Source organism: Epibacterium sp. ABZ3_068, from assembly GCF_056159265.1.
The window spans coordinates 2,949,844-2,972,062 of the sequence record NZ_JBSWUV010000001.1; the positions used below are offsets into that span (position 1 = coordinate 2,949,844).

The window sequence follows — 22,219 nt, forward strand, 5'->3', positions numbered from 1 at the left end:
AAAATTCATCTACGACAAAAAATCCACATCATCTAAATCATCGCGATCTAACACTCGCTCTTGTGTCAATACGTACAGATTACAGATTCCTGGTGCGGCGCTTTGGCTTGGGTGGGTAATAACTTTACAGTCATCTCCAAACTTACTTAAAAATCGACGCCGTGTCTCGTCAATTAGCGCAATTGTAGGGACTATGATTACTGCTTTGAATGGCCGCTTATGGGATATGTACGCGTCAACGATTAGGCTTTTACCAACGCTAGTTGGGGCGCTAAATATTACGTTTGCACCAGACAAAAGCAAGTTCAAAACCTTTGATTGCTCACTGTGTAGCGTTACCTTCTGATCCGCGACCAGTGAGGTGTGCATCTCATATGCCAATCGATCCTCAAAGTTCTTTTGAGACAAAAATCTGGACAAATAGGGATGTAGCCCTGTTGATCGAACGGGACTTCCCAATAGTTGTTGGCCCACATCGCTGAATGCCTCAAAGTTTGCCAGAGAACGTATAACCAAGTCTCGCCCCTGAGAGCGGGTCGAAGCGTTATTGGTCAAGGTGACGATATTTTTAAGTGCTTGGAACTCTTGCTCACGAATCCTCTCAGAGCGTGCAAGGATTTCTTTTGTAGCTGAGTAACTTATTTGCATAGGCTTCGAAGCTTTGTTTCAAATTGACTGAGGAGTGTAGCGGTGCATTCAATAGGAACTGTGACCCAGCCCCCTGATCCGGTCCGTTCAGGTGTAGAACCCGTTCTTGTTTCTTTCTGTTGATTGGGTTGCGGTCAAGGCCTGCTGAGCGGAGCCCTTGCGGAGCTCAAGCGAGGCAGGCCGGGTGGCACGGTTGAGACTGGCGCAAACGGCTGGAGCCAGCCCGCCAAGTGAAGTGTGTGGTCGTTCAGTGTTGTAGTCGATCCTCCAGGTTTCAATTATCTTTCTGGCTTCGGCGAGATTGCCGAAGATATGTTCGTTCAGGCATTCGTCGCGCAGGCGGCCATTGAAGCTTTCGACAAACGCATTCTGCATGGGCTTTCCTGGCGCGATGTAGTGCCAACCAACGCCAGTGTCCTGGCACCATCGCAGCACAGCATGAGATGTCATTTCCGTTCCGTTGTCGCTGACGATCATGTCGGGCTGACCGCGTCGGCGGATCAGTTCATCCAGTTCTCGGGTCATGCGTGAACCCGACAGCGAGCGATCCACGACCGTAGCCAGTGCTTCTCGGGTGCAGTCATCCACGATGCACAGCACGCGGAACCGTTGGCCGTCTGCGAAGGCATCTGACACGAAGTCCAACGACCAGCGCTGGTTTGCCCGTTCAGGCACCAGGATCGGCCTGCGCGTGCCCAGAGCCCGCTTACGAGAACGCCTGCGCCGCACGGCCAGCCCTTCCTCGCGGTAGAGCCGGAACAGTTTCTTGTGGTTCACCTCAAAACCCTCTCTGGCCAACAGGATGCCCAAACGGCGATATCCGAACCGACGGCGCTCGTTCGCCAGTTCACGCAGTCGTTTGCGCAGGGCGTCATCGCCCTGATCCTGCTTCTCATATTGAAAAACAGACCGATGCAGGCCCGCCAATTCGCACGCCCGACGCTCAGACAGGCCGTGCCGATCCATCACGTCCGACACGGCCCTGCGCTTCACATCAGGCGTCAGTAGTTTTTTGTCGCGAGGTCTTTCAAGGCCGCATTGTCCAGCATCGTATCTGCCAACATCCGCTTCAGACGATTGTTCTCGTCTTCCAGCGCTCTCAGTTTCTTCGCATCGGACACGTTCATGCCGCCAAATCTGGCTTTGTATTTGTAAAACGTTGCATCGCTGATGCCGTACTTCCGGCACAGCTCTTGGGCTTTCACACCGGCTTCGTATTCTTTGATCATCCCAATGATCTGTTCGTCTGAAAATCTGCGTTTCATAGTCCATCCTTTGCTTGGACGGATTACTAACACCTCAGTGGCCGGAATTCAGGGGGCTGGGTCAATCACGAGACGTCTCTGATGACAAAGAGACTTTCCGCTTATAGCCTGGCGGCATGTCGAATGGACCCTGGACAGATGAAGAAAATGATCTGATCGTCGCAGATTACTTTGCGATGCTGGGTGATGACATCGCTGGGCACCGCTACAACAAGGCCGAGCATCGACGGGCGCTACTGCCTTTGCTGAACGATAGGTCCGAAGGGGCGGTCGAGTTCAAACATCGGAACATCAGCGCAGTGCTCAAGGGGCTTGGGGAAGATTGGATCCCCGGTTACAAGCCTGCATTCAGTTTCCAGATGGCATTGGAGGATGCCGTGGCGCGCTGGCTGGCGTTGAACCCGGCGTGGCTCGGCCGCCATTCGGGTTCTGGCGCGCTGACCAGCCTGGCCGAAGCCGCGCCAATCTGGATAGGGCCACCGCCGACACTATCGAACCAGCCGCCGCCCCAGGAGCTGGAGCAGATGCTGCACATCGCCCGCAAATTCGATGTCGCGGCGCGGGATGAGCGAAACCGTGCCCTCGGCCGTGCCGGTGAGGAACGCGTCCTGGCGCACGAGCGTGCAGCCCTTAAATCAGCGGGCTGTCACGACCTTGCGCGTAAGGTCCGGTGGGTGTCGGAAGAGGATGGCGATGGTGCTGGCTACGATATCGCCAGCTTCGCGCAGGACGGACGCCCGCGCCTGATCGAAGTGAAAACGGCAAACGGCTGGGAGCGCACGCCTTTCCATATCAGCCGCACCGAATTGGCCGTGGCCGAGGAGCGGCGTTCGGAATGGTCTCTGTTCCGGCTCTGGAACTTTGCGCGTGAGCCGAAGGCGTTCGAGCTGCACCCGCCGCTGGACGCACATGTTTCCCTGACGGCGACGTCCTTCCAAGCGAGTTTTCTTTGACGGTCAGCGAGATGTTCACTCAGCCTGCTTCTGCTAGGTTCTAGATTGTTGTGGTCTCTCCTGCCGTCAAGCCGATCGCGGCAACTCAATCCGCAGCATGTCTAGTCATTGGCGAAAGGAAATGAAAAAGGAGACAGACGCACAAACCGCACCATGACCGCTGAGACATAAACAAGGCTGATGGTTCGCCAAAGCAAGGTTGTGGCAATCAGTTGCGAGATCTGGACCTGCGGCGCAGCAGGGTGGCTGCAATGGGCGCTCCGATGATGACTAGAACCATGCGCACCAGATGGTGGGCGACGACAAATCCCAGATCGGCTCCGGTGACAATCGCCAGAACGGCCATCTCAGCCTGACCACCTGGGGCGAAGGCCAGAAACGCCTCAACCTCTTGGCCTGCGCCAAGGTGAATTACGACCTGCGCGAACAGGATTGCAAGCACACAGAGAACGCCCACATAGCTGACACCAGCCAGAACCACGCGCCGCAGCTCGGTCAGGGTGACACCGACAAAATGTGCGCCAATGACGGAGCCGATGAAGAACTGCGCGACCAGAACGGCCTCTTTGGGGGGGCGGGTATGAATGACATCGCCCAATGACAGGGCTGCGGATAATATTAAGGGTCCGAGGATCGTTGCCCCGAACAGCCCGATGCGCTCCCCGAGCTTCCATCCGATCAGGGCAGCGGCGGCCATGATCATCAGCTCTCGCAAGGGCAGTTCGCTGGCGGGTGACCCGATCGGGTGGCTGAGGTCCGCCGTATAGAAATGCGCAAGAAGCAGCGGCGACAGCGATACGATGCATAAAACCCGGGTTGCATGGATAAGGGACAAGGCGCGTGGGTTTGCCCCGGCTTCGATCCCAAAAATCACCATGTCCTGCAAGCCGCCGGGCATGGCGGCGTAATATGCGGTTGCATGGTCGAGCTTCCAGACCCTCTGAAAGAACGGGACGCCCACCAGACCAATCATAAGTATAAACACCGGAACCAAAGCGATGGAACTGGCCATCGCGGGCAGCTGTGCGAACAAGGCAGGTGTGATGGAGGCCCCTACGGCAACCCCTAAAATGGTGCGCGCAGCGGCAGAGAGCTGGCCGAAACCCGCAAGAGGCACCCCAAAGAGCGCCGCGATCAGGCAGGCAAACATCGGACCAAACAAGAATGGCAATGGCAGGCCGCCCCACCAGAAGACGGCCGTCCCCACTGAGGCGACCGTAAAGGTTGCGATGCGGCGTATCAGAAGTGACCATTCATGGGGCTTAGACAAATGCGCGCTCTCGGAATGTGGCTTGACGTCTTTCTTTCTAACAATGTATCCATCTGGATACAAGTGTATACATGAGCGGGTTTGAAATGACCGACATCGAAGAGGCGGCCTCGGGGGGACCACAAGGCAACGCAGTCTATCGTCAATTGCTGGACGAAATTCGTTCTGGTCAGATGAACTCGGGCGACCGTCTGCGCGAGACAGATATTGCGGAGCGTCTTGGGGTAAGCCGCACTCCGGTACGCGAGGCGATCCGTCAGCTGGAGGCTGATGACATTGTCACTCATGTTCCGCGACAGGGGGCCACGATCCGGGTGTTGGAATATGCGGAGCTCATGGAGCTTTATGAGATGCGCTCGGTGCTGGAGGGGACAGCAGCACGGGTGGCGGCGCGTGCCGCGTCGCGTATCGAGATCGAAGAGCTTGAGGCTTTGAACCAGGAATTGAAGAAAATGGGCAACGCGCCAGAGGCGGTCCCATTGAATCGTCAGTTCCATGCTGCCATTGTGGATGCTGCGAAAAACCGGTTTCTGTCCCGATCAATCATTAGTCTGCAAAAAACTCTGCTGATCCTTGGTCCAACAACTCTGGCCCATGCAGACCGTGCGGAGAAAGCCGTTCAGGAGCATTTTGACGTTTTGGACGCCATCAAGGCACGTGACGAGGCCCGTGCCGAAGCCGCCATGCGCGCCCATATCGAAATGTCCCAAAGGGTGCGCGTGCGCGCATTGCGGTCGCGTACCACATTTGGTGAAGATGGGACATAAAACGGCTGAACTGCGGTTCAGGCGATGAGCGCCCGTGCCATGGCAACGGCAGCCCTGACACCGTCGACCAGATGCACATGTGTTTGAGAGCGGGCCTTTTCGGGCAGTTCGACCATTCCGGCGCAGCCCAAGACTACCGTTTTGATCCCATCTTCCTTTTCCGCAGTGCAGATTTCATCGATCACTTTTGTTTCTGCCTGCTCGAGTTCAAGCACGGGCACACCGCTGGCGCGGACCTTGGCCAGGGAACTGCCAAGCCCATAAGCACGCAGGTTGGCGTCCAGTATGGGCACTGAAATATCCAAAGTGGTGACAACGGAAAACTGCCCCCCCAGCATGGCTGCCGCATGATAGGCCGCCTGACCGATACCAAAGACCGGGCAGGGAGCCAGGGCCTGTGCCTCCGCCAATCCGGTGTCGTCAAAACAGCCGATGATGATCGCCTGCGCTCCCTGATCTACTGCGCTTTTGACCAGATCCAGCAGGGGTGGAACAGCGGCTTTGCCGTCTTCGGGTCCCTGAATGGACGGCGGCCCAAGGCGGGAGGTCCAGGCCTCTATGGGCACGTTTCCCGCCAGAGGTCTGGCTGTTTCCAGCATTGCCTGGGACATGGTCTCTGTGGAATTGGGGTTGATGATAACAATCATACCATGCCCTTTCCTGCGTCCGACCCCTTGCGCGCCTTGCGGCGGGTGCTGATCCAGGCCAGCAGCAGGAAGGCCGCGATCATCAGCAGGGAAAACAGCGTCGTCAGTGTCCCCAGCGCATAAAGAACCGGCGTGGTGACATTTGTGGTCATGCCAAAAATCTCAAGCGGGAGGGTATTGTAGCTGCCAGCTGTCAGAAGCGTCCGTGCAAATTCATCATAGCTGAGCGTAAAGCCGAATAGTGCCACGCCGATCAGAGAGGGGCCGATGATCGGGATAACCACATGGCGCAGCACCTGCCATGGCGTGGCGCCCAGATCGCGCGCGGCTTCTTCGAAACTGCCGTCAAACCGGTTGAAAACCGCGAACATGATCAGCAGACCAAAGGGCAGGGTCCAGGTAAGCTGAGCGCCAAAGCCAGAGGTGGCCCAGTGGACTTCAAGTCCGGACTGGCTGAACAACAGCCCAACCCCAAGGGAGATCAGTATGGAGGGGATCACCAGCGCGGTGATGATGATGTAGAACAGGATGGTCGACCCGGCAAACCTGTGCCGGAACGCCAGCCCCCCCATGACCGACACCACAACAGTGGTCACCATGACCATAAAGCCAAGGGCAAAGCTGCGGCGGAAACTGCCCCAGATATCGCCCACGGCCTGTTCCTGAAACAGGTCATAGAACCAATAAAGTGACACGCCATTCATCGGAAAGGTCAGCCCGCCCTGTGGCCCTTGAAACGACAGGATCGCGATGGTGAGCGTTGGACCGTACAGGAACAGCAGAAACAGGCCAAAGAACGCAGCGAGTACATAGAAAGAGCGTGAACGCGGTTCCATCTCAAAGCTCCTTGCGGATGTCGACAAAGCGCAACAGGATTGCAATCACCATCAGAACCGTGATCAGCAGGATGACGGCCGTGGCAGCGGCTGACGGGTATTGCAGCAGAGAAATATCGTTTGAGATCAGACGCCCCACATTGGCAGATTGTGAGCCACTCATAAACCGCACGGTGATGAAATCGCCCATCACCAGAGTCAGGACAAAGATCGTGCCGATCATAATGCCCGGTTTTGTCAGCGGGATGATCACATACCACAGGATCTGAGCGCCAGTTGCGCCCGCGTCCCGCGCGGCCTCGATCAGAGAGCGGTCAATCCGCATCATCGTGTTGAAAATCGGCACAACCATGAACAGCGTATAAAGATGTACAAAGGCAAGGATGACGGCAAAGTCGCTGAACAAAAGCCAGTCAACCGGTTCATCGACCAGTCCCCAAGACATCAGCGCCGAATTGGCAATGCCATTGCGTCCCAGAAACGGGATCCACGAGATCATGCGGATGATGTTTGAGGTCCAGAACGGGATGGTGCACAACAGGAACAACGCGATCTGCCAGGTCAGGCTGCGCACATGGAACGCCAGGAAATAGGCCACCGTAAAGCCGATCAGCAGCGTGCAGGTCCAGGTGATGGCGGCATATTTGAACGTATTGGCAAAGACCTTGTAGGTCACCGGAGAGCCAAAGAGGAATTCATAGTTTTCAAAGACAAAGGCCGGGACAATTGACCATTCGGTGGCCTGCCAGAAACTGACCGTAACGATCATGACAATGGGCAGGATCAGGAAGACCAGGAGCACCAAAGCAAGGGGGCTCACCATCATCCAGCTTTTGAGAGTTCGGCTCATATGGAGGGGGCTCGGGTTTTGAAAAGAGGCTATCAATGGGCAGGGCGCGAACGCCCCGCCAGTGGTGTCTGGGACTGGCTTAGGCCGCGATGAACTCGTTCCATTTGCGAACCATATACTGGTTCTCGTCCATCACCGCGTTCCAGCAGGCCACAGCGCCCATACGGTCATAGAAAGAGCCGCCGTCACGGACCGCGCCCGCTTTTTCCATGACATCGCCAAACGGGTTGGTGATGTCGCCCTTTGCTTCCTTCCCTTCGAACCAGAAGCCCCATTCGTCTTCGGACATGTAGTTCTTGGAGGTTTCGGGCACCGCAGAGTAGTAGCCCTGACGCATCAGGAAGCCACCGACCCACCCATCAAGGTACCAGTTGATGTACTCATAGGCGGCTTCCAGTTCGAGGCCGGAGAGGTTTGCCGACAAGCCCAGGCCTCCGCCCCAGGACCGATAGCCCTCTTTCAGCGGTTGATAGACGCATGGGATACCTTTGGAGCGTACGGCGGTGATCGCAGGGGACCACATGGATTGGATCACAACTTCGCCCGAGGCCATCAGGTTGACGCTTTCGTCAAAGGATTTCCAGAAGGCCCGGAACTGGCCCGCTTTTTTGGCCTCGGTAAAGATCGCCATTGTCTTGTCGATCTCTTCGCGGGTCATGTTGCCCTTGTCGCCATATTGGATTTCACCCATCGCCTCGCAGACCATGGCTGCGTCCATAATGCCGATCGACGAAATGTCGAGGATCGAAGCCTTGCCCGCGAATTCCGGGTTCAACAATTCAGTCCAGCTTTCGATTGGGCGGCCAATCAGGTCGGGGCGGATGCCCAGCGTGTCGGCGTTATAGATGGTTGGGATCAGGGTCATCCAACCGGTTTCCTCAGACGCGAATTCCTTGCCGTCAACACCATTCACAAAGCCGACTGTATGCGGTGCCGTGCCTTGTGCAATCACACTGTCCGGTGTCAGTTTGCCGCTTTTGAAGGTGCCGACAATCTTGTCGTAGTTCTTGATTTTGGAGACATCCATCGCCTGCAGGTTGCCGGTGGGCCAGACCTTTTTACAGATCCAATATTCGATGTCAGCGATGTCAAAGCTCTTGGGCTGGGTCGCGGCCCGTTGGGTCACGCTGTCGGAATCCAGCGCGGTCATTTCAAGGGTAAAGCCCAGGTCCTCTTTGACCTTTGTGGCCACTTCATTCAGGTTCGACACCCCGGTGCCGAACTGGCGCAGGGTGATGTCTTTGATGTTTTGTGCCCAAAGCATCGGCGCGCCCAGGGTGCTGGCACCCACCGCAGCGGCCCCGGTCTTGAGCAGTTTTCTTCTGGAAATTCCGGCCATTGTGTTCTCTCCTAGTCAGACAGTCAGGATTGCAGTCGATGCAGTTTTTCTTGCTCCCAGGTCAGACCGACGGTGTCGCCCGGGTTTCGTGATTGGGAAAAGAAGTCGCTGTCCGGCATCAGAACCGCGACCTCCTGATTTCCGGCAATTCGGGTTGTGACGCTGACATGGGTGCCTTGGTATTCGACGCCGGTGACTTGTGCCTCCATGCGGCCCAGGCTTGCATCCGTCAGTGCCAGTTGATCCGCACGCAGGGCAAAGCGCCCCTCGGGGAGGTCGATCACGTTGTGCCCGCCCAGAAACCGGGCAACAAAGGCCGTCTGAGGCGCATCAAACACGTCGCGGGCGCTGCCAGCCTGTTCAATGACGGCGTTGTTCATCACCACGATTTCATCGGCCAGCGCCAGGGCTTCGTCCTGGCCATGGGTCACATGAACAAAGGTAATGCCAAGTTCCCGCTGCAGTTTTTTCAACTCGCTGCGCATGCGGATCCTCAGGAACGGGTCCAGTGCCGACAGAGGTTCATCCAACAGCAATACCTGTGGGCGGGTGATCAGGGCCCGCGCCAGCGCAACCCGTTGCTGTTGACCGCCAGAAAGCTGATCCGGCGTGCGGTCAGCCAGATTGGACAAATCCACCAGTTCCAGCATTTCTCCGGCGGCTTTCAGACGGGCGTCTTTGTCTGTTCCCTTCATCTTGAGGCTAAAGGCCACGTTTTCGGCGACTGACAGGTGGGGGAACAGGGCGTAGTTTTGAAACATCATCGCCGTGCCACGTTTTGCGGGCGGCAGTTTGGACACGTCACGCTTGCCGATCAGAACCGCGCCGCTGCTGACCGTTTCGTGGCCCGCAATCATCCGCAGGGTAGAGCTTTTTCCGCAGCCCGATGGCCCGAGAAGACAGGCATAAGAGGCTGGTTTGAACCGGTGGTTGATCGCGTCCACTGCGATTGTGCCGCCATAGTTCTTGGTGACTTGAACCAATTCCAGTTCTGTGTGCCGGTCTGACATGCAAGCTCCGTTATTTTGCTTGCATCATCCTTGGCGGGGGTGTGGGGCGATGGGGAAATCCCTTTGTATATCGTCGGTGCAGAAAACTTGGATTGCTCATTTTATGGGCCATATTTATGCAGGAAGTTGATAAATTGAGCGCAAAATTGTATACAATTAAGTATCTGCATGGATGCAGTTTGCGAATCCCTTGTTTGCAATTTCCGGCTCTGCCAATGATGTCCCATTATGAATGATCGTGACGCCAAGAAACCCAAAAGCCGCAGCTCCCAGGCGGATGCCGTTGCAGATGAGCTTTTGACAGCTATACACCAGCACCGCATCGCTCCGGGGACCAAGCTGGGTGAGGATGATCTGGCAGAGATTTTCGGTGTGTCCAGGACCATCATTCGCTCGGCTCTACAGGCTCTCGGCCACCAGCAACTGGTTGAAATCCGGCGCAATCGGGGGGCGTTTGTTGTTCAGCCGTCGATCCGCGAAGCGCATGAGGTCTTTGAGGCGCGCGCCTTGCTGGAGCCTGGGCTGGCCCGACGTGCCGCGACGCGTGCGACAGAAGAAGATCTGGATTTGCTCCAGCGCCACATCAAAGACGAACACGATGCATTGGCGTCGGGAGATAATGGCAAGGCGCTGCACCTGTCCGGGCTCTTTCACATAGAGATCGCCCGCATAGCAAATCATGCCACAATTGCCGGATTTATCGAGGCGTTGATCGCACGGTCCTCTTTGATCATCGCTTTGTACTGGCGCCGTGAAAGCGCCCTGTGTGAAAAGCACGCCCATCACGCACTGGTTGAGGCATTGGCCAATAAACAAGGTCAGGCCGCGGAAGAATTGATGAAAAGCCATCTTGTGGATCTCCATTCCGCCTTGGACCTACGGGAACGCCCCAAACCCGCACGCACGTTAAAAGAGGCGCTGACAAAATGATTTACCGCAATATGACGGAACAGGAGTTGGAGACCTGTCTGGGCTGGGCCCAGGAGGAAGGGTGGAACCCCGGACTGGAGGACGCCCGGGCATTTTTTGCAGCGGACCCGGATGGTTTTTTTGTGGCGGAAACCGAAGGCAGGCTGGCGGCTTGTATTTCGGTTGTAAACCATTCGGCGGATCAGGCGTTTCTGGGGCTTTATATCTGTCGGCCGCAATGGCGCGGGCAGGGGGTGGGGTTTGGCCTGTGGCAAGCGGCCCTGAAACATGCGGGCACACGCACTGTCGGGCTGGATGGCGTGCCGGACCAACAGGAAAATTACCGGCGCTCCGGGTTTGCCGGGGATGGGCAGACGGTGCGCTTTATGGGGGCGCTACCGCGTGGCAGAAAAGCCTCGCGCAGGGCTGAAAACGACGATCTGGCCCAAATCCTGCCGATGGACAGTGCGGCTGCAGGCTATGGACGCAGCGCCTATGCCCGCGCTTGGTTCGCCACAACTGACACACGCCAGACCCAGCTGTTGGAGGTCGGAGGCCAAATTCGGGGCTTTGCAACCTTTCGCCAGTGTCACGAAGGGGTCAAGATTGGTCCGGTGCAGGCCCAGACTGAAGAGGACATCATAACCCTGCTGCAGTCCTGTCCGGATCATTTCCCAGAGGGTCCGTTTTTTGTGGATACGGCCGCTGGATCTCCCTTGGCAGAGGTTCTGGAGGGCATGGGCTTTGCGCCGGTCTTTTCAACCGCGCGCATGTACCGTGGAACACCCCCGCAGCCGTGCGAGCCGAAGTTCTTTGGAGTGATGACGTTGGAGCTGGGTTAGGGCGCGCGGCGGCGCGCAGAGGCTTTGGGAATGCCCAGGAGGTCGCGGTATTTCGCAACCGTTCTTCGGGAAATTGGCAGATTGGCACTTTCCAGTTGCAGCGCCAGCGCCTGATCTGATAGCGGCGCGATCTTGTCTTCGGTCCGGATTAGCAGGGACAGGCGTTTCATCGCGTGCTGGCGGGTTTTGCCATCTCCTTCGCTGTTCAAAGGGCGAACGAATAGCTCTGAAGCCGCAATCAGCCCATGGTCACATTGGATGAAACAATCTGACAGAGCTCGGCTGATGGTGCTCTTGTTCATTCCGATTTCCTCGGCCAGCCCGGCCATTGTCAGTGGCTTTCGGTCCAGCATACGTCCGGTTCTAAAATAGCGCGCCTGGACACGCGCAAGAATTGCTCCAATTCGAAGCAGCGTGTTGGCGCGTTTCTGAGTCGATATGATAAATCCCGCAGCCTGACGGTGGCAGTCTTTATAATACGCAAGCGTTTGTGCATCGACCTCCGTTGCACATCGGTGGTTGAATAGCGCGTCATCCAGCAGCATTTGTGGCAAGGCTTCTGGGTTCAGAGTGATCTGAAGAACGCCGTCTGCATCATGGTCTGCAATCAGGTCCGGGATTTTGGAGGCGACATACTCTGGCATCAAAGGCACCAGCGGCGCGGGGCTCAATCCACGAATATCTGCAATGATGTCTTCTGCGTCTTCGCGCTCCACCGCACAGGCCGCGCTCAGGCCTGCGATGTCCTGTTTGGCAACGAGGTCCAAATGGTCCAAAGCGCGGGCAATGATGAGGTCGAACCGGTTTTGCGCTTTCAATTGGACCGCAAAGCTTTCGGCCAAACTCCACACAAAGATCCCGGCAGGCTGCAGCTCTGACTGTAAACAGGCCACAACGCGGGTCAGCGCCGACGCCGTGCAGTTCAAATAGCCGCAGATCTCCTCTGCTGGGTCTGTGAAATAGCCGCGATCATCAAGGCAATGAACCAGGTCACGCGCAAGGGCCTGATCGTCTTTTGACAGCCGGATCAATGCGATCTGCTCCAGCAAGGCGTCAGACACGGACAGCTGGGCTTCGGCGTCCTGTTCAGGCCTATGGGAAACGCCCGTGTGAGGGGCGGAGGGGATCAGCTTCAAAAACGGGTTCCGTCGGCTTTCCCGGAGTGCCGCGCGATACGCCCCCTCGGCCCCCAGTTGCAGCAAGCTGAGCGAGTTTTGCATCTGTTGCGAGAGCGATAGACGCTGCTGCTGGGTCTGAACCTGGGCTTGTTTCATCCTGCCGATTTCCTGTTTCACACGAGCATTGTGCAGGGTCCGGGGGGACTTTTCCAATACCGCCTTTGTCTTGGTTTGCGCCGCGCCAGGGACAAAGGCCAGGTCCTACCTCAGTTTGGCATGATCGTTGCTTGGTTCATTGTCAAAGGGAGGCAGCATTGTGAAAGCAAAAGTAGGCATCATCGCGAATCCGGTCTCGGCCCGGGATATCCGCAGGGTTGTTTCCTATGCGGGAAACCTCCCGATCAACGACCGGGCCAATATCGTTCTGCGCATATTGTCGGGACTGGCAGCTGTCGGCGTTGAGGAAACGGTCATCATGCCGGAGAACGGCGGGATTCGCACGCAACTGCTGCGCACTATGGAGCGCGAAGCGCGTATGGGAGCGGTGCGGTTCCCCAAAGTGTCCTACCTTGATATGCCCGTCACCTGCAGCGCCATGGACACGGCGGAAGCCGCGCGCCAGATGGCTTCCATGGGAGTTGGAGTCATCGTTGTGCTTGGCGGGGATGGTACCAACCGTGTGGTGGTGGCCAATTGCGGGAACACGCCGATTGCCGGTGTGTCTACGGGTACCAACAACGCCTTTCCCGAGTTACGCGAACCCACGATAACGGGGCTGGCCGTGGGGCTTGCGGTTTCGGGACAGATACCCTGCGACTTTGCGTTTCAGGACAACAAACTGCTGGAGGTCATGGTCAACGACCGGCGTGAGATCGCCTTGGTGGATGTGGCGGTTGTGGCCGAAGGGTTTGTCGGGGCCCGTGCACTCTGGAAAACCGAAAATTTCCGCGATTTATTTGCCACCTTTGGCCTGCCTGAGGGGATCGGCATGTCCTCTATCATCGGCCTGTTGGCGCCATTGAGCAGGGATGAACCGGAGGGACGCCGCGTCCGACTGGTTCCCACTGTGGGGGCACCTTCTTCTGTACTGGCTCCCATTGCTCCGGGTCTGATCGAAGAGATCGGCGTCGCAGACGTGGAGCGGATGGAGCCTAATATTTTGTTTTTACCGAGTATTTCATCTGGTTCGCTCGCCTTTGATGGTGAGCGGGAGCTGACATTTGGCGAGACGGATGATGTCAGTATCCGTCTGAAAACAGATGCGTTTCGCACCGTTAACGTGCCCGCGGTCATGGCTTTTGCAGCCAAAAGCGGGCGTCTCACTCGTGCAGCGCAGGAGGTGCTGCGCGCCGCTCAATGAACAGGGAGGAACTCATGAGCAATCCATTTCCATTGGACAAGGCGGGGCTGTTGGAAGCCTATCGCCGCATGAAAACCATTCGGGAGTTCGAAGAACGCCTGCATGTGGACTTTGGACGCGGTGAAATTCCGGGTTTTGTGCATCTCTATGCCGGTGAGGAAGCAACCGGAGTGGGCATTATGATGCATCTGCAGGATCACGACCGCATTGCATCAACCCACCGGGGCCACGGCCACTGCATCGCCAAGGGGGTGGATGTCAAAGGGATGATGGCTGAGATCTATGGCAAATCCACCGGCTCTTGTGCGGGTAAGGGCGGGTCAATGCATATCGCTGACCTGAGCAAGGGAATGATGGGGGCAAACGGTATCCTTGGCGCAGGCGCTCCGCTGGTCTGCGGTGCGGCCCTGGCCGCGCAAAAACTCGGCCATGATGGGGTGGGTATCACCTTCTTTGGCGATGGGGCGTCGAACCAGGGCACGGTTCTGGAGTCGATGAATCTTGCAGCCATCTGGAACCTGCCGGTGCTCTTTGTGGTGGAAAACAATGGGTATGCTGAATCCACCTCCGTTGAATATGCGGTGGCCTCGGACAGCTATGTGGACCGTGCCACGGGCTTTGGCATGCCGGGGATCACGGTTGATGGCACGGACTTCTTTGCCGTCTATGAAGCGGCGGGAGAGATTATCAAACGCGCACGCGAAGGGGCTGGGCCGACCTTGCTGGAATGCAAGATGATCCGTTTCTTTGGTCATTTCGAAGGCGATGCTCAGACCTATCGCGCAGCCGGAGAGAATGAAGAAAACCGCAAGAACCGCGATTGTCTCAAGATATTCCGGGCCAAAGTGACCGATGCGGGCGTGTTGACAGAGGCCGAGCTGGACGCCGTGGACAGCGAAGTGCTCGCCTTGATCGAAGACGCCGTCCAAGAGGCCATCGCCGCGCCTCTACCAACCCCGGCTGAACTGACAACCGACGTGTACGTGACCTACTGACACGTTTGACCAAGGAGGAGAAAACACATGGCACGTACATTAAGTGTAAAAGACGCAATCAACGAAGCTCTGGACCAGGAGATGAGCCGGGATCCCACCGTTGTGATGTTGGGAGAGGATATTGTTGGGGGCGCAGGGGCGCCGGGCGAAGATGACGCCTGGGGTGGGGTTCTTGGCGTGTCCAAGGGGCTTTACGCCAAACATCCCAAACAGATGATCGACACCCCCCTGTCCGAAAGCGCCTATGTCGGGGCCGCGATCGGAGCCGCGACCTGTGGGTTGCGGCCTGTCGCGGAACTGATGTTCATTGATTTCATGGGCGTTTGTCTGGACCAGATATTCAATCAGGCGGCCAAGTTCCGGTATATGTTCGGTGGCAAGGCAGAAACGCCGGTGGTGATCCGGGCGATGTGCGGCGCGGGCTTTCGCGCGGCGGCACAGCACAGCCAGATGCTGACACCGGTCTTCACCCATATTCCGGGCCTCAAGGTGGTGTGCCCTTCAAACGCCTATGACACCAAGGGGCTGCTGATCCAGGCCATTCGGGACAATGATCCGGTGATCTTTCTGGAGCATAAGAACCTTTATGGCTCGGAATGTGATGTGCCTGAAGAACCCTATGCGATCCCCTTTGGTGAGGCGGCGATTGCACGGGAAGGATCTGATGTGACCATCGTGACTTATGGGCTGATGGTGCGGAACTCTCTGGCGGCGGCAGAGACACTTCAGAAAGAAGGTATCGACGTTGAAGTGATCGACCTTCGGACCTTGTCACCCATTGATATGGAAACAGTCATTGAAAGCGTCGAGGAAACAGGGCGGCTGGTCTGTGTGGATGAGGCCAATCCGAGGTGTTCGATTGCCTCTGATGTGTCCTCGGTTGTTGCGCAGGATGCGTTTAACGCGCTGAAAGCCCCGATTGAAATGGTGACTGCGCCCCATGCGCCGGTGCCGTTCTCGCCCGCGCTTGAAGATCTCTATATCCCGTCCGCTGATCGCATTGCCGACGCCGTGCGCAAAACCATGGGCGCAAATGCACGTGGGGTGGCCGCGCGATGAGTGCTGAGATCACACCAATCCTGATGCCGAAATGGGGCCTGTCCATGAGCGAGGGAACCCTGGCCGCTTGGCATGTCAAAGAGGGCACCGTGATCAGTCCCGGGGACGAGATCATGGATGTGGAAACCGACAAGATTGCCAATGTGGTAGAGGCCGCCGACGGGGGGCTGCTGCGCAAATGTGTTGGCACTGCGGGTGAAGTCTATCCGGTCCGCGCGCTCTTGGGTGTTCTGGCTCCTGAAACCGTCAGCGATGCGGAAATTGCAGCCTTTGTCGACAGCTACGAGATGCCCGTCGAAGACGCGGAAGAAGACACAGGACCGACTTATGAATTTGCCGAGCTACCCATTGGAAAAATCCGTTATGCGGAACGGGCAGGTGATGGGGTGCCGGTTATTCTGATCCATGGCTTTGGCGGAGACCTGGACAATTGGCTGTTCAACATTGACGCAGTCGCCGAGGTTGCACCGGTCTTCGCGCTTGATCTTCCGGGTCATGGGCAGTCGGTCAAAACCGTAACCGAGCCGGATCTGCCGAAGCTGGTGCAAACGGTTGTTGCCTTTATGGACCATCTGGGCATCCATAAGGCTCATCTTGTGGGGCACTCCAAAGGCGGGCTGGTCTCCGGTCAGGTTGCAATTGCCCATCCGGAACGCGTCGCCTCTCTCACCCTTATCTGCTCTGCCGGTCTGGGCGCAGAAATCAACGCCGATTACATTGAAGGCTTTGTCTCGGCGGCCAGCCGCAAAGAGCTGAAGCCCAAGCTGCGCCATCTTTTTGCAGACAAAAGCCTGGTGAGCCGCTCGATGGTCGAAGATCTCATGAAATACAAACGGATTGATGGGGTGCAAAGCTATCTGGAGGCCTTGCAGGCAGCCCTGTTCCGGGGAGGCGATCAAGCGGTGCAGATTGCATCCGCCCTCGAAGATCTCGCCATTCCCAAACTGGTGATCTGGGGGCGCGAGGATGAGGTTATCCCGGTCTCTCATGCGGACCAGATCAAGGGGGCAGAGGTCATTGTGATCGACGGAGCCGGTCACATGGTCCAGTTGGAAAACGCAGCACGGGTCAATGAGCTGATCAAAACTCAGCTCTGACCTCTCCGCGCGCGCCCGGTCACCGCCCAGACCGGGCGCGCATTTGCCCTTTTCGGTCAAGCCTGCTTCGGTCAAGCCTGCCCAACCTCCCGAACCTACATCCTTGGTCGTATTGCGCGCCTTTCCGCTTTACTTGGGGCAAGGCAACAGAAACACTTTGGCAATTGTTCCAATGGCCCTAATCTGAACATGTAAGACTGTAGAGGAAACGGGTTGCTGTCGCTTTGGGAGGAGGGCTGCAATGACCGGAACACGCGCCTTTGCGCAACATGTAAATGAAATTGTGACCGCCGCAGAGGGCGGTAAAACCACGCGTGACAAAGCTGTGGTGGCCTCTTGGATGCGGTGTCTGAACGATCACAATCTGGATCCCGAACATAAGGGGCAGGCGCGGATCGTGCCCCAATCCGTTCTGCGAGAGCATCAACAAGAGGCAGAGGACCTGCTGTCCATGGCCAGGTTCGGGATGGAAGACCTGTACCGCCGCGTCAATTCCATGGGCTATGTTCTGCTTTTGACAGATGCCAAAGGGGTGACTGTTGATTTCATCGGCGACGAAAAGGTCGACCGGGAACTGAAACGCGCTGGGCTTTATATCGGATCCGAATGGAGCGAGGCCCATGCGGGAACCTGCGGGGTCGGCGCATGTCTGAGTTCCGGTGAAGCAATCACCATCCACCAGACCGATCATTTTGATATGGCGCATACGCCGCTCAGCTGCACGGCTGCACCGATTTATGACCCGACGGGCAAGCTGGTTGGCGTACTGGATGTCTCCCTTCTGATGTCTCCTTCGGAAAAATACAGCCAGGCCTTGACCCTTGAGGTGGTGAAATCCTGCGTGCGGCGGATCGAGCTTGCCAATTTGATGTCCGCTCGCAAATCCGACTGGATCCTACGGCTGAATACATCGTCTGAATTCTTGGGGGTGGATCCCAACTGCGCGGTCTCTGTAGCGGATGACGGCACAATTTCAGGCGTGACCCGTGGAGCGCATCATATGTTGAGCGGCACCAAGGCGCGTCAGCAGGTGGTCGGGCGCCCGTTTGAGGACTTCTTTGAATTCGATTTTAATGACCTTCCCTGTCTTTTGGGCGCTACGGCCCCCGGTGAACAGGCCTTGGAGACTCTGGACGGGCAGATTGTGTTTGCTGATGTTCAGGCTCCGGTGCGGTGCCGCAAGGCGGCTGCGCAATCTGACCTGCCACGGGCGCTAACCCGGGTTCATGGCGGTGATAGCCGTATGCAGGCCTTGGCAGCCAAAGCGGCGCGGGTGGTCGACAAACAGATCAGCATCATTCTGGAAGGTGAAACCGGCGTCGGCAAAGAGTTTGTCGCCCGCGCCCTGCATGACGCCCGCAAGAAAAAGGGCCCGTTCATTGCCATCAACTGCGCAGCCCTTCCGGAAACACTGATTGAAAGTGAGCTGTTTGGCTATGCGCCGAATGCCTTCACGGGGGCTCATTCCAAGGGCAAGAAAGGTTTGATTGAACAGGCCCATGGTGGCACGCTTTTCTTGGACGAAATCGGTGATATGCCCTTGGCCCTTCAGGCGCGTCTGCTGCGGGTTCTGGCCGAACGCGAAGTCATGGCCGTCGGCGCGACCAAACCGGTGGCCGTTGATATTCGGGTCATTTCGGCCTCGCATCGGAATTTGAAGGAACTGGTTGATATGGGGCAGTTCCGTCAGGACCTGTATTACCGCCTGAATGGAGTGATCCTGGATATTCCCGCGCTCAGAGAGCGAGAGGACAAATCCTGGCTGATCCGTTGCATTCTGAAACGTGTGGCCGAAGATCGCCCCGTCCGGTTCTCCAAGGCGGCAGAGGCCGCGCTCTGCGCCTATGAATGGCCGGGAAACGTGCGTGAGATGGTCAATGTCTTTGAGCTCTGTCTGGCCCTGTGTGAGGGCAGCACGGTCGAAATCGAAGACCTGCCGGACCAGTTGATCGCCATGGCCTGATTTTGCTCCTCCAAAAGTTTGGGCGCTTAAACCCTGTCCCCACATAGGCTGGATGGGGTTTTATGCTGTGTGAATTCTGCCTTTTGAAATTCTCCATCAGGTTTTGGCACGGGCGTTGCTTGTTCATCTGTGTGGCTTCGCACGAACGTTTGCGAAACCCGCAGGGAACATGGAGGAGACAAATGGCCCAAGGCATCTTGTTTGGGGTCCATGGCGTTGTAGCAGCAGCGGCATTGGCAATGGGGGCAATCGCCCCGACACTTTTACTGGCGGATGACGGCGCGGACTGGCCCAAATACCACCGGACGGACGATGGCTGGCGGTACAGCCCGTTGGATCAGATTACATCAGAAAACGTCAAGGATCTGCGGGTGGCCTGGATTCACCAGCCCGGTGATATTCAGCACGGCCTGCAGGCGACCCCCATTGTTGTCGATGGGATCGTCTACTACGTCGGGCCGAATAACAACGTCTATGCGGTGAACGGCACCACCGGCGAGACGATCTGGCACTATCAACCGGATCTGGATCCCATCGTTCGCCGGGTGTTCTATCAGGCGGCCTCACGCGGGGTGACTGTCGGCAATGGTAAAGTATACTTGGGAACGCTTGATGGCCGTTTCATTGCGCTTGATCAACAGACGGGCAAGGTCATCTGGTCCCGTCAGATCACCGATCTGAAGAACTGCTATGGCTGCCTCTTCTCCTCGCCTCCGCAATTGGCAGGAGGTGTCCTTTATGGGGGAACCACCGGTGGGGACCAACCGCAACGGGGCAAGATCTATGCGGTAAATGCTGAAACGGGAGAGCCTGCCTGGACCTTTGATACGATCTCGGATGATCCTGAAAGCTGGCCTGCCGACACAGGTGAAGTGGGTGGCGGCGGTGCCTGGATGCCGGGGCAGTACGACGCAAAGCGTGACGCCATCATCATCGGAACCAGTAACGCGGCCCCGGATTTCTTTGGCAAGGCACGCAAGGGGGACAACAAATACACGGCTTCCGTTCTGGCGATTGATGCCCCGACGGGTGACCTGAAGTGGTTCCACCAGGAAGTGCCCCATGACGTCTGGGACTATGACTCGGCCTATGAGACGGTCACCATTGAACACGACGGCAAAGAGGTCATTTTCCATCTGAACAAAGGTGGGTTTGTCTCGGTTCTGGAAAAGGAAACCGGCGATGTCGTCAACGTTTGGCCCTTGGTTCAGAATTATAACTGGGTCGAAGGGATAAATCCCAAAACGGGTGAGCTGATTGGCCGGAATGAGCCAAAAGAAGGCGAAGAGACCACGCTGTGCCCATATCTGCTGGGTGCGCGCAGCTGGAACCATGGGGCATACAGCCCCGAGACCGGGCTTTGGTACACCAATGCGATGGAGGTCTGTAACCGCATTGTTGCTGCTCCACAGAATCCGGAAGAGGTCGGCCTTGCAGGACTGTATCTCGGCGTGTCGGTTCTGGAGGCTGTGGATCCGCCGGGTGGCAAAGCCAGTGCGCGCCTGGACGCACGAGATCCGATGACCGGAGAGCTGAAATGGACCGTCGACTATGACATTCCGGGTCTTGGCTCTGTACTGGCGACGGCTGGTGGGCTGGTGTTCAACGGAGATGTACACGGCACGGTTCATGCCTATGACGACAAAACCGGGGAAGAGCTGTGGAGCTTTAACACCGGGTCGGGCATCCGGTCTGGTTTGGTCAGCTATGGCGCGGATGGCAAACAATATCTTCTTGTTCCATCTGGGTTGGGTAGCCACGCTCCAGGGTTCATGGCGAGCGCCTTCCCGGACATCGTCGGCCTTCCCGGTGGCGCTGCTCTGATCGCCTTTACGCTGGACTAAGCCCATGAATGCGGGACGCATGCTCCGCGTCCCGCCGATTTTCCTTTGACAATGAGCGGATCAATGAAACTCTCTACCTTTCGTCTTGTGCCGGTGTTTTTGCTGTCGGGGCTGATCGCCGGATCGAGCTTTGCCGCCACGGGCGGTTCCCCTTTTTCACCCACGCCTGTGGCCGCCGGAAATGCGACGGCCCCCTTTGATCTGGAGCTGCAGCCCCATATCGACAATGGCAAGCTGAGGTTTGCCCAGAATTGCGCCTATTGCCACGGTGCCGAAGGCGTCGGCGGAAAACACCGAAAACTGCAATGCCGCAGTTTCGAACCGGATTACCTGTTTGATACCATTACCTTTGGCCTGGAAAGTGGATCTTTCTTTATGCCGCCATGGGAGGATGCGTTTAGTGAGGAAAAACGCTGGGAGCTTGTGGCGTTTATTCTGTCATTGGGCGCGCTTGAAACATGCGGTTGAGGCACGTTCTGTGTCTCTGTGCGGTTGCAAACTGGGTAACCGCACCGGGGGCATGGGCCCGTGATATGGAAGATATCCAGCGCGCGGGCGTCTTGCAGGTCTGTGCCAATCGCGATGCGCTGCCCATTTCCAGCGATGGTCCGCAACCAGGGTATCAGCTTGAAATCGTGCAGGAAGCCGCGCGTGATTTGGGGGTGCGGCTGCAAATCGACTGGATCTGGGCCAGGTATCAGTCACGCTACACAGACTGCGATGTGGTTCTGGGGGCTGCCCGAGATCCGAAGCCCGGGGGATTTGCGCGCTATGTTCAGGCCTTGAGTGATGTGCAGACCTTGTTGGTTTTCCGCGCGGGGCAAGAGGTGGAGGAGGCCGCCGATCTAGCGGGGATGGTGATTGCAGCTCCCAGCGCCTCGCTTGCTCATTTTGCTTTGATCGACCAGGGCGCCGACCTGCGCGTCGCCTATAAGAACGATGCGGACATTTTGAAGGCGATACAGTCCGGAAAGGTGGCGGCAGGCGTCGTGAGCAACATAGCCTATGACTGGTTTATCCATCAAAATCCGGGTGATCTTTTTACTGTCAGGTCTACGGATATGCTGGGCATCCCAGGCCATTACCCGCTGAGCATTAGCCTGCGTCACATGGATGCGCTGTCCGAGATGGACTTTCAGGACCTTATTGATCGTCAGTTTCAGGATGGCCGCCTGCATCAGATCCTTGGCCGCTATGGGCAAGAATTAAGCCGGGACTTTGAAAACCCGTATGCCCGTGTTCCTGACGAGATTTCAGAGCCGACGGGATCACGCATTCGTAAGGACATCATTGAGCAGCTAGAGTTACGTGTAAAAGGGTGTTGCGCGGAAAAATAGGATTGCGTAACGCTACGACATCTCTGTTTGGCCGGACAATTTTGGTGCTATTGTCCGGCTCTCATTCTGCATGTGCCTTTATTCTGCGGCTTTTACAGCCTTATCCGTTT

21 protein-coding genes are annotated in these 22,219 nt (G+C 57.0%); 12 read left to right on the forward strand and 9 right to left on the reverse strand.

Going from position 1 to position 22,219, the window contains the following annotated elements; translation table 11 throughout:
• Positions 1-9 precede the first annotated feature (9 nt).
• Positions 10-648 carry a DEAD/DEAH box helicase gene (locus tag ACXAEW_RS14135; RefSeq protein ID WP_474941926.1) on the reverse strand — a complete coding sequence of 213 codons (639 nt, stop codon included), beginning with the start codon at positions 646-648 and terminating at the stop codon, positions 10-12.
• Positions 649-735: 87 nt separating this feature from the next.
• Positions 736-1,913, reverse strand: a protein-coding gene (locus ACXAEW_RS14140; protein WP_474940315.1) for an IS3 family transposase whose coding sequence is annotated in 2 segments (ribosomal slippage) — positions 736-1,667 and positions 1,667-1,913 — 1,179 coding nt in all. Because the reading frame shifts where the segments join, the coding sequence is not laid out codon by codon here.
• 116 nt (positions 1,914-2,029) lie between these two features.
• Between ACXAEW_RS14140 and ACXAEW_RS14145 the strand changes: the two genes are divergently transcribed.
• Positions 2,030-2,866, forward strand: coding sequence for a protein NO VEIN domain-containing protein (locus tag ACXAEW_RS14145; protein WP_474941927.1), 837 nt, complete (start codon positions 2,030-2,032; stop codon positions 2,864-2,866).
• A gap of 208 nt (positions 2,867-3,074) precedes the next feature.
• On the opposite strand, the gene ACXAEW_RS14150 is transcribed toward ACXAEW_RS14145, so the two are convergent.
• Complete coding sequence (locus tag ACXAEW_RS14150; RefSeq protein ID WP_474941928.1) at positions 3,075-4,136, reverse strand: AbrB family transcriptional regulator; 1,062 nt, start codon at positions 4,134-4,136, stop codon at positions 3,075-3,077.
• Between the two features lie 71 nt (positions 4,137-4,207).
• Here ACXAEW_RS14150 and ACXAEW_RS14155 point away from each other — a divergent pair, with 71 nt between their 5' ends.
• Positions 4,208-4,903 carry a GntR family transcriptional regulator gene (locus ACXAEW_RS14155; RefSeq protein WP_474941929.1) on the forward strand — a complete coding sequence of 232 codons (696 nt, stop codon included), beginning with the start codon at positions 4,208-4,210 and terminating at the stop codon, positions 4,901-4,903.
• 17 nt (positions 4,904-4,920) lie between these two features.
• Here the strand turns inward: ACXAEW_RS14155 and ACXAEW_RS14160 are convergent, their stop codons facing one another.
• The 5 genes from ACXAEW_RS14160 to ACXAEW_RS14180 all read right to left on the reverse strand — a co-directional run bounded on the left by ACXAEW_RS14160 (position 4,921) and on the right by ACXAEW_RS14180 (position 9,585).
• A complete protein-coding gene (locus ACXAEW_RS14160) occupies positions 4,921-5,550 on the reverse strand; it encodes an aspartate/glutamate racemase family protein (RefSeq protein ID WP_474941930.1) in 630 nt (209 codons plus the stop codon).
• Positions 5,547-6,386: an ABC transporter permease gene (locus ACXAEW_RS14165; RefSeq protein WP_474941931.1), complete on the reverse strand. Its 840-nt coding sequence runs from the start codon at positions 6,384-6,386 to the stop codon at positions 5,547-5,549. Before ACXAEW_RS14165 ends, ACXAEW_RS14160 begins: the two co-directional genes overlap by 4 nt.
• Position 6,387: 1 nt before the next feature.
• Positions 6,388-7,236, reverse strand: coding sequence for an ABC transporter permease (locus ACXAEW_RS14170; protein WP_474941932.1), 849 nt, complete (start codon positions 7,234-7,236; stop codon positions 6,388-6,390).
• Between the two features lie 79 nt (positions 7,237-7,315).
• Positions 7,316-8,575: an ABC transporter substrate-binding protein gene (locus ACXAEW_RS14175; RefSeq protein ID WP_474941933.1), complete on the reverse strand. Its 1,260-nt coding sequence runs from the start codon at positions 8,573-8,575 to the stop codon at positions 7,316-7,318.
• Positions 8,576-8,598: 23 nt separating this feature from the next.
• Complete coding sequence (locus ACXAEW_RS14180; protein ID WP_474941934.1) at positions 8,599-9,585, reverse strand: ABC transporter ATP-binding protein; 987 nt, start codon at positions 9,583-9,585, stop codon at positions 8,599-8,601.
• 228 nt (positions 9,586-9,813) lie between these two features.
• Here ACXAEW_RS14180 and ACXAEW_RS14185 point away from each other — a divergent pair, with 228 nt between their 5' ends.
• Together ACXAEW_RS14185 and ACXAEW_RS14190 are read left to right on the forward strand one after the other, a co-directional pair.
• The gene (locus tag ACXAEW_RS14185; RefSeq protein WP_474941935.1) at positions 9,814-10,515 is read left to right on the forward strand and encodes a GntR family transcriptional regulator; all 702 of its coding nucleotides are present in this window, start codon (positions 9,814-9,816) and stop codon (positions 10,513-10,515) included.
• On the forward strand, positions 10,512-11,336 hold the full coding sequence (locus ACXAEW_RS14190; RefSeq protein ID WP_474941936.1) for a GNAT family N-acetyltransferase: 825 nt from the start codon (positions 10,512-10,514) through the stop codon (positions 11,334-11,336). The genes ACXAEW_RS14185 and ACXAEW_RS14190 overlap by 4 nt, the downstream gene beginning before the upstream one ends.
• Here ACXAEW_RS14190 and ACXAEW_RS14195 read toward each other — a convergent pair.
• Positions 11,333-12,610 (reverse strand): RNA polymerase factor sigma-54, encoded by a 1,278-nt coding sequence (locus ACXAEW_RS14195; RefSeq protein ID WP_474941937.1) that lies wholly within the window; start codon positions 12,608-12,610, stop codon positions 11,333-11,335. The two genes, ACXAEW_RS14190 and ACXAEW_RS14195, sit on opposite strands and share 4 nt — an antisense overlap.
• Positions 12,611-12,770: 160 nt before the next feature.
• On the opposite strand from ACXAEW_RS14195, the gene ACXAEW_RS14200 reads away from it, so the two are divergent.
• The 8 genes from ACXAEW_RS14200 (at position 12,771) to ACXAEW_RS14235 (ending at position 22,109) form a co-directional block, all read left to right on the forward strand.
• A complete protein-coding gene (locus tag ACXAEW_RS14200; RefSeq protein ID WP_474941938.1) occupies positions 12,771-13,814 on the forward strand; it encodes an NAD(+)/NADH kinase in 1,044 nt (347 codons plus the stop codon).
• A 14-nt stretch (positions 13,815-13,828) separates the two neighbouring features.
• The gene (locus tag ACXAEW_RS14205) at positions 13,829-14,809 is read left to right on the forward strand and encodes a thiamine pyrophosphate-dependent dehydrogenase E1 component subunit alpha (protein WP_474941939.1); all 981 of its coding nucleotides are present in this window, start codon (positions 13,829-13,831) and stop codon (positions 14,807-14,809) included.
• A gap of 27 nt (positions 14,810-14,836) precedes the next feature.
• Positions 14,837-15,868 carry an alpha-ketoacid dehydrogenase subunit beta gene (locus tag ACXAEW_RS14210; RefSeq protein WP_474941940.1) on the forward strand — a complete coding sequence of 344 codons (1,032 nt, stop codon included), beginning with the start codon at positions 14,837-14,839 and terminating at the stop codon, positions 15,866-15,868.
• Entirely contained in the window at positions 15,865-16,965 is a 1,101-nt protein-coding gene (locus ACXAEW_RS14215; protein WP_474941941.1) for an acetoin dehydrogenase dihydrolipoyllysine-residue acetyltransferase subunit, read from the forward strand. The genes ACXAEW_RS14210 and ACXAEW_RS14215 overlap by 4 nt, the downstream gene beginning before the upstream one ends.
• A gap of 241 nt (positions 16,966-17,206) precedes the next feature.
• A complete protein-coding gene (locus ACXAEW_RS14220; protein ID WP_474941942.1) occupies positions 17,207-18,928 on the forward strand; it encodes a sigma-54-dependent Fis family transcriptional regulator in 1,722 nt (573 codons plus the stop codon).
• 182 nt (positions 18,929-19,110) lie between these two features.
• Entirely contained in the window at positions 19,111-20,772 is a 1,662-nt protein-coding gene (locus tag ACXAEW_RS14225) for an outer membrane protein assembly factor BamB family protein (RefSeq protein ID WP_474941943.1), read from the forward strand.
• A 63-nt stretch (positions 20,773-20,835) separates the two neighbouring features.
• Complete coding sequence (locus ACXAEW_RS14230; RefSeq protein ID WP_474941944.1) at positions 20,836-21,240, forward strand: c-type cytochrome; 405 nt, start codon at positions 20,836-20,838, stop codon at positions 21,238-21,240.
• Entirely contained in the window at positions 21,231-22,109 is an 879-nt protein-coding gene (locus ACXAEW_RS14235) for a substrate-binding periplasmic protein (RefSeq protein ID WP_474941945.1), read from the forward strand. Before ACXAEW_RS14230 ends, ACXAEW_RS14235 begins: the two co-directional genes overlap by 10 nt.
• The last annotated feature ends 110 nt before the right edge of the window (positions 22,110-22,219 follow it).